Origin of the sequence: Chamaesiphon sp. VAR_69_metabat_338 (assembly GCF_031423935.1) — a bacterium.
Classification (GTDB): domain Bacteria; phylum Cyanobacteriota; class Cyanobacteriia; order Cyanobacteriales; family Chamaesiphonaceae; genus Chamaesiphon.
Map to the genome: position 1 here is coordinate 1 of NZ_JANPGM010000416.1, position 3,522 is coordinate 3,522.

General features: G+C 44.0%; 4 protein-coding genes. 3 read left to right on the forward strand and 1 reads right to left on the reverse strand.

Translation table 11 applies throughout. The features are described 5' to 3' along the window. Positions 1–242: 242 nt before the first annotated feature. Entirely contained in the window at positions 243–1,277 is a 1,035-nt protein-coding gene (locus RMO84_RS11525; protein ID WP_310488601.1) for a methyltransferase, read from the reverse strand. A 101-nt stretch (positions 1,278–1,378) separates the two neighbouring features. On the opposite strand from RMO84_RS11525, the gene RMO84_RS11530 reads away from it, so the two are divergent. From RMO84_RS11530 to RMO84_RS11540, 3 genes are all read left to right on the forward strand, one after another. Beyond that, on the forward strand, positions 1,379–1,666 hold the full coding sequence (locus RMO84_RS11530) for a transposase (protein ID WP_396135834.1): 288 nt from the start codon (positions 1,379–1,381) through the stop codon (positions 1,664–1,666). A 148-nt stretch (positions 1,667–1,814) separates the two neighbouring features. Further along, positions 1,815–2,546, forward strand: a complete 732-nt coding sequence (locus RMO84_RS11535) for a hypothetical protein (RefSeq protein ID WP_310488602.1) — start codon at positions 1,815–1,817, stop codon at positions 2,544–2,546. 654 nt (positions 2,547–3,200) lie between these two features. Then, a partial coding sequence (locus RMO84_RS11540) for a carotenoid oxygenase family protein (RefSeq protein WP_310488603.1) occupies positions 3,201–3,522 on the forward strand: 322 nt, incomplete at its 3' end.

Below are 3,522 nucleotides of genomic sequence, written 5' to 3' on the forward strand. Positions count from 1 at the left end.
CTCAAGTCTGAACGCACCAGACATCGAGAGCGAGATGCTCTTTCTACTCTGATTTGGGGTGAGTCATAATGTTTAAGTTGACACCACTGCCCTTGTGGGTACCCTCAGAGGGTGTTTGAAAAGGGGGGTAGAGGGTAGAAAAGCTTTCAGGGTATAAGCTGTAGATACTTAGTCACAGCACCCTGAATATAGTACCAGGACTTTTCTGTCTCTACACTATCTGTGGAGTTCTCAGACATCCTCTAAAGCCGAATAGCTTCAATGATACTGGTCGGAGCGTGTGTGAAGATCGTTTGAGTCAATTCAAAACCAGAACGCTGTAATAAACTGCGATACTCATCTTCTGTTCGTTCGCAACCAGCCTGACAGACTAACATATTTAGATCGATTAACTTACCAACAAAGGGATCGTTACCAGGGGGAATTACCTGCTCGATTAGTAACAACTTGCTACCTGCTGACATTGCTGCATGACAGTTTTGGAGGATCGAGATCGATCGATCGTCATCCCAATCGTGAATGATATGCTTGAGCATGTATACATCACCACCAGTTGGTACCGATTTAAAGAAATCTCCAGATACGAGCCGACACCGCTCGGCAACATTCGATCGTGCAATCAGTGGCGTTGCTGTAGCAATTACCTCCTCCACATCGAATAGAATTGCTTGTAACTGAGGATTAGCTTCCAAGATGGCACTCAGTGTACTGCCTAACCCACCAGCCACATCAACCAATGTATCGATCCCCGCAAAATCATAACCTGTAACGAGCGCAGGTATTTCAATCGTAGAATGAGTAGTCATTGCTCGATCGAAAACCTCACCAGCAGCAGGATTTTGTCGCAGATAGTCAAAAATTGGCATCCCATAGACACGATCGAAAGCACTTTTTCCGGTTTCGATACTGTAGCGTAAATCTCCCCAAGCTCGATATTGTTCTTCCCCATTCATAATCGATATCGCATTCATCGAGTCGGGAATGTCAGTGCGAAGATAAGCCCCCATTGGTGTAAGGTCAAAATATCCAGGCTCCCATTCGGTTAATATGCCCAAACTAGCCACGGCGCGGAGCAAGCGAAACAACGCGGGCGCATTAGTTTTAGTCGCAGCCGCTAGTTCTGTATAGTTTTTTGCACCATCTGCCAATAAATCCGCAATACCTAACTTTGCGGTGACGTAAATGGATTGAGAAACCCAGTTGGAAGTAGCCATCTGCATCAACATTACTTGTGGTGGGATGGCCTCTGGAAATTGATGTGGTTCTGGTGGATACATACTTAAGTACTCTAAATTAAATGCTTACGGTGCTACAATTTTTCTATACGAATACATGTCTGAGTAACTATAATCTGTTGGCGGCTAACTAGCAAGCCTAAATGGATAAAATTGAGCCGTTACTCGATCGATATATCAAAGTTGATGATGTCAATACTCGTTATTGGCAAGTTGGTGATGCTGGCAGTCCAATCGTGTTATTGAAACGGTCGAATCGTACCTCTATCGAAGGATTTGTACTACTACCGAAACGTTGGGTCGTGGAACGCACCTTTGGCTGGCTATCTTGGTGTCGTCGATTGAGTCGAGATCGAGAAGGTTTGCCAGACACTTCCGAGATGTGGATTTATATTGCGATGATTCGTATCATGATTCGTCGTCTCGCATAATTTTTTACCTCTGTCTAACTTTTCAAACACCCTCTCAGATCTATGTCATGACTAAATTGACAACCTTTTTTATATTACAGATTTATCGATCGAGCCTCCCGATCGAGACTTTGCCATTAAAATAGGATTGCTATCCTGTCCAAATTCCATGAAGCTCAATCAATTAATTGCCATCTTACAATCAGTTAAAACTAATTCTGGTAAAGGTAAAACTGAAGTTTATCAACTCGCCCAAAAGAGCGCGCTATTTCAAGGATTGAGTCGGACGTATCAATCGCGAGAAGAAGATGGATTTATCTATCCACCCGAGTCCCAGAAACTTACCCTCAAAGCTAGCGATTTAATCGACAGATTTACTCAAGCTTCGACCGAATTATTCGATCTAGCGGCGACTCAAGATTATGCGAATACCGAAGCCAAAGCTTCGATCGTTATTGACGGTCAAACAATTATTACCGATGCTCCAGTATCTTATCTCTTGTTTCTGGAAAAACAACTCCAGGATATCAAGACATTTATCAACTCGCTACCAGTATTATCGATCGATAAAGACTGGCAACACGACCCTAATCGCGGCTGTTATGTGACCCTACCAAAGGAAACAGTTAAAACTAAAAAAATCACAGATTTCGTAGTCGCCTACGAAGCGACGGAACACCATCCCGCTCAAATCAAAGAAGTTTCCAAAGATATTATCGAAGGCATTTGGAGCTTGGTCGAGTTTTCTGGTGCCTTGCCACAAGATCGGGTAAATTCATTATTACGCCGCGTCGATAAACTCCAAAAAGCGACCATTCAAGCTAGAGAAGAAGCTAATAATCATCAAGTTCAACAACGCCAAGTTGCCACGGCTATTTTTGGTTATCTATTTGCAGATTGAGCTATACTAGCGATCGAGTACAAGTTCAAGCTCAGTGCCGAGAGTGTTTGCAGGTTCGAGTCCTGCCTCCCAGACTATCTACCTGGGAGTAGGCAAACAAGTGGCTAGATACACTAATCTAGCTGCGAGGTAAAGCCAACTCTTTGCCATCAAACTCAAGGTTAAATTTAAGTTATTACTCTAACTTCATTATCAAACCTCGCTCCCTGAATCGATCTTCGCAAAACCCCGCTTGTGAGACGCGGGTTCAAATCCCGTCCTTTGCTTATTGACTTGCAAAGGTAGTTTAGCGGTAAAACATCACAGCATTAGCTTAAGTTTGCGATAACTGGAAATCATCAGTCAGGAATAGCGTTATAACTTTGAACCCGGCAATTAGGATAGAAATGCCGGGTTTTTCAATGGAGTTTTTTTAGCATGATTTCCGCTAAAAATTGACGTCGCTGGATTGAGATCCGATCGAGAGATATCTCAAGTAATTAATTTCCTTAAGACGCGGGTAGGTTTGTTCGGGATATCTCCAACTAAAACGATTACTTGTCTGAAAAGATCCTCCAAAATTGTGTCGTTTTGCACCTACAAGATAAGCACTGTAGAATCTAAATTAGCAGCAACTTGTCATTCGATCGAAACCTACTTCAGTACCACTCATACATGACAGCTACCATACCAAAACTCAATACCCAACCGCTGTGGGGTCAAGCTTTAGCTACACCCGCAGCCGAATTTCCCCAGACGCAGCTATCAATCCTCGCCGGTGCGATTCCGGCTGGCTTGCGCGGTACCCTTTACCGAAATGGCCCCGGACGGCTCGAACGGGGCGGCAAGCGCGTCGGGCATTGGTTTGATGGGGATGGAGCTATTTTGGCAGTAAAGTTTGCTGACGGGGCTGCTAGTGGGGTCTATCGCTACGTGCAAACTAAGAAATATCAGGAAGAAAGTCAGGTCGAGCGGTGGTTGTATGGTAATTATGGCA